Source organism: Streptomyces sp. UNOC14_S4 (assembly GCF_020740835.1).
Lineage (GTDB): Bacteria > Actinomycetota > Actinomycetes > Streptomycetales > Streptomycetaceae > Streptomyces.
The window spans coordinates 1-3,222 of record NZ_JAINFC010000680.1 but is presented as its reverse complement, the minus strand read 5'-3'; the positions used below and the strand labels follow the sequence as shown (position 1 = coordinate 3,222).

Below are 3,222 nucleotides of genomic sequence, written 5' to 3'. Positions count from 1 at the left end.
CCCAGACTCCGTCCGGGAGGTGCCCCCAGCCGTGCGGAACGCCTGCCCACAAACGGGGGTGACGCGTGAGCTCAGCCCCTCCGGGGCGGGGGCCAGGGGGCGCAGCCCCCAGCACGGCCGCCGGGCGGCGCGCCCCGTCAGGGGCGCGGGGAACTGCGCGACCAGCCACGGACAACCGGTGGCCGCGCGCCGGCGCGCAAGCCGCAGCCCCGTAGGCGAAGGGGGGCCCGGGGGCGCAGCCCCCCGGTCACAGAAGTACGGCTCCCCTACTCCACGAACAAGCCCCGCGCCGCGGCCCGCGCATCGAACTCCTCCAGCCGCGCCTGCGCATCCGGCAACGCATCGCACATCGACTCCAGCAGCACCCGCCCCAGCAGCATCGGCGCGCACGCCGTGTCGAAGGCGAGGCCCGTGCCGACCGCGGCGGGCAGGAGGAGGTCGCTGTGGCGGGCGACAGGGGCGAAGGTGGAGTCGGCGACGGTGACGACGGTCAGGCCCTCGCCCCGCGCGTACTGGAGCGCCTCGACGACCTCGCGCGGATGCCGGGGCAGCGCGAAGCACAGCAGGGCGCTCGCCCCGGCCCGTACGGCCCCGTCGATGCGGTCGGCGAGCAGGGTGCCGCCCTCGTCGAGCAGCCGTACGTCCGGGTGCACCTTGCGCGCGAAGTAGGCGAAGCCCGCGGCCTGCGCGGTGGCGGCGCGCAGGCCGAGCACCGGCAGTGGCCGGGAGCCGGCGAGCAGCCGCCCGGCGCGGGTGACCGGCTCGGGGTCGGCGAGCAGCGAGGAGAGGTGGCGGAGGTTGTCGATCTCCGCCTGGACGGCCTGCTGGTACTCGTTGTACGAGCTGTCGCCGGGCGTGGCGGCGGCGACGGGGATGACGTCGCGCAGATGGCGGCGGAGCGCGGGGTAGCCGTCGAAGCCGAGGGCGACGGCGAAGCGGGTGACGGACGGCTGGCTGACCCCGGCGAGCTCGGCGAGCTCGACGCTGGAGAGGAAGGGCGCGTCGGCCGCGCGCCGCACCATGCAGTGGGCGATGCGCCGCTGGGTGGGTGTCAGCCGGTGGCCCTCGAAGAGCTTCTGGAGCCGTGCGGTGGCTTCGGGTTCGCCTCCGTTGTCGCTCATCGGACGGGTCCTCCATCGGTGGTCGGCGGTGTGCGGTCCCGGGAGTGCGCGCATCATTCACCGCTCCCGGACCCTGCATGGAATTATGCAGGGTCCGGGCCGGGCACGCGGCTCACACCGGCGGGAGGAGCTTCTTCTGGGGCTTGCCCATGGCGTTGCGCGGCAGCGCCGCCAGGAAGCGGACCCGTCGCGGCCGCTTGTGCACGGACAGGTGGGAGGCCACGAAGTCGATCAGCGCCCGCTCGGTGACCCCGTCGGCCACCACATAGGCGACGATCTCCTGGCCGAGGTCGTCGTGCGGGACGCCGACGACGGCGGCCTCGCTGACCGCCGGGTGGTCGAGCAGCGCGTTCTCGACCTCGCCCGCGCCGACGCGGTAGCCGCCGGACTTGATGAGGTCGGTGGAGGCCCGGCCGACGATGCGGTGCATGCCGTCCTCCTCGACGGTGGCGATGTCGCCCGTACGGAACCAGCCGTCCTCGGTGAACGCGGCCGCGGTGGCCTCGGGGCGGCCCAGGTAGCCGGAGAACAGCGTCGGCCCGCACAGCTCCAGCTCACCGATGCCGTTCTCGGCCGCGGTCAGCCGGGTCCGCACGCCGGGCAGGGGCAGGCCGACCGAGCCGGGGCGGCGCTCGCCGTCGGCGCGGGTGGAGAGGGTGATGAGGGTCTCCGTCATGCCGTAGCGCTCGACGGGCCGGGAGCCGGTGAGCCGCTCCAGGTCGCGGAAGACGGGCGCGGGCAGCGCGGCGCTGCCCGACACCAGCAGCCGCGCCCCGCCCAGCGCGCGGGCGGCGGCGTGGTCGCGGACGACGCGGGACCACACGGTGGGCACGCCGAAGTACAGGCTGCCGCCCGCCGCCGCGTACGCCTCCGGGGTCGGGCGGCCGGTGTGCACCAGACGGCAGCCGGTGCGCAGCGCGCCCAGGACACCGAGGACGAGGCCGTGCACGTGGAACAGCGGCAGGCCGTGCACGAGGGTGTCCTCGGCGGTCCACTGCCAGGCGTCGGCCAGCCCGTCGAGACCCGCGGCGATCGCCCCGCGCGGGACCTCGACGCCCTTGGGCGAACCGGTGGTGCCGGAGGTGTAGAGGATCAGGGCGGTACGGCCGGGGTCCGCCTCGGGCCCCGACCAGTCGGCCCGCTCCCGTATGTCCACGGGCAGCTCCTCGCCCGCCCCCAGGACGAGCTCGGCGCCGGAGTCCCGCAGGATGTGGTCGCGCTCGGCGGGCCCGGCGTCCGGCGGCAGGGGCACCACGGGTACCCCGGCGAGCAGCCCGCCCACGACGGCCACGACGGTCTCCAGCGTCGCCTCCGCCCGTACGGCCGCACAGGACGCGCCCGCCACGCGGGCGGCCACCGCGCGGGCGGCGCCCAGCAGCTCCTCCCGCGAGCAGGGACGCCCGGCGACGGTGAGGGCGTCGGCCGCGTCGGCACCGGAGGCCCCGGCGGCCAGATGCGTGAGCAGGGGTACGGTCGGTTCGTGCACGGACTGCTCCTTCCACGGGGGCGGCCCAGGGCTCCGGGCCGCGTCCCCACTGCGGATACGGGTGCTAGCCCCAGCGACGCGGGGCCACCGTGACCGTACCGTCGTCGGTATGACGGCTCATGACCCCGACCTCAGGACGGACCTCCGCAAGGATCTCGACGCCGCCCTCCAGACCCGCAAGGAGCTGGGGCCGGACTACGAGGCGGCGCTGGTCGACGGCTTCCTGGAGAAGATCGACGAGAAGATCGACGGCGCGATCGACCGGCGAGTGCGCAGGAACCTCGCCGAGCAGCAGATGGCGACGGCCCGGGGCGTGCGCCCGCGGCCGGGCGAGGGCGGCCACGGCACCTTCGGCGAGCGCTTCGGCTTCGCCGCGATCTCGCTGGTGCTGGCGATCCCCCTGTCGGCCATCGCCGCGGTCAACGCCCAGCTGCCCGGCCTGATCGTGTGCTGGGCGGGCATCGTGGGCGTCAACGCCCTGAACGTGACGGGCTTCCTCCCCCGCCCGAACGCACCCCGAGCCGACGAGTGACCCACCGGGGGCTCCGCCCCCGGACCCCCGCTGGTGGTCGGTTACGGCCGGTGGTCCGGTTGTGCCCACCCTCCCCCAGACTC

The 3,222-nt window shown here is 75.5% G+C and carries 3 protein-coding genes; 1 reads left to right on the top strand and 2 read right to left on the bottom strand.

Annotated elements, in window-relative coordinates:
* Positions 1 to 266 precede the first annotated feature (266 nt).
* Positions 267 to 1,121, bottom strand: coding sequence for a MurR/RpiR family transcriptional regulator (locus K6I34_RS34205; RefSeq protein WP_229331931.1), 855 nt, complete (start codon positions 1,119 to 1,121; stop codon positions 267 to 269).
* A gap of 112 nt (positions 1,122 to 1,233) precedes the next feature.
* Entirely contained in the window at positions 1,234 to 2,607 is a 1,374-nt protein-coding gene (locus tag K6I34_RS34200) for an acyl-CoA synthetase (RefSeq protein ID WP_374231098.1), read from the bottom strand.
* A 109-nt stretch (positions 2,608 to 2,716) separates the two neighbouring features.
* On the opposite strand from K6I34_RS34200, the gene K6I34_RS34195 reads away from it, so the two are divergent.
* Positions 2,717 to 3,139, top strand: a complete 423-nt coding sequence (locus K6I34_RS34195; RefSeq protein ID WP_229331930.1) for a hypothetical protein — start codon at positions 2,717 to 2,719, stop codon at positions 3,137 to 3,139.
* Positions 3,140 to 3,222: the final 83 nt, after the last annotated feature.